1 protein-coding gene is annotated in these 567 nt (G+C 38.3%); it reads right to left on the reverse strand.

Annotated features, from left to right (window positions below):
* Nucleotides 1-567: HD domain-containing protein (locus ABD296_RS50050; protein ID WP_407061605.1), on the reverse strand; the 567-nt coding region annotated here is incomplete at both ends.

The following is a 567-nucleotide window of genomic DNA, read 5'->3' on the forward strand; positions in this document are numbered from 1 at the left end:
CGAGTACGACACCGAAACGTGCAGCTTTACGCATCAACTCAGTTTGAATAGTGAGCGATAACGTGGTTTTTTCACCCTTAAGCTTGATCATTAGTGACTGATTACCACCTGGTAACGGGCGGTGGATATGATCTTGATATTGGATGACCTGAAAATTTTCTTTTAATGCTGCTACTAAACGATCGCAGTCTGCAATGGATTGTAAAACGATTTCAAAGGCATGGCTATGAGTAAGTTCTTGTAAATCCATTTCATTTTTTACGAAATGGCGTAAGAGCTCAATATTATTATTTTTCTTTTTAATTCGACCTTGAATATGATAATTGTGGAGAAGCTCTGCAAGATTTTGTTCCCAGATACTTTGGTATTTACATCGCTCTGGTTTGGTTTGAAGCAACGCATTTTGAACGTTATCAAACATATCTAAATCGAGATTTTGATAACATAAATTTTCAAGGTTATCGGCCATTTCATTCATGCCGACTAATCTTGCCATCGGTACGAAAATATCAAAGGTTTCTTGAGCAATACGAGCACGTTTATCGGGACGTAAGGCGCCCAATGTGG

It is taken from the genome of Actinomadura napierensis, assembly GCF_039529375.1.
In the GTDB taxonomy this organism is placed as follows: Bacteria; Actinomycetota; Actinomycetes; order Streptosporangiales; family Streptosporangiaceae; genus Spirillospora; species Spirillospora napierensis.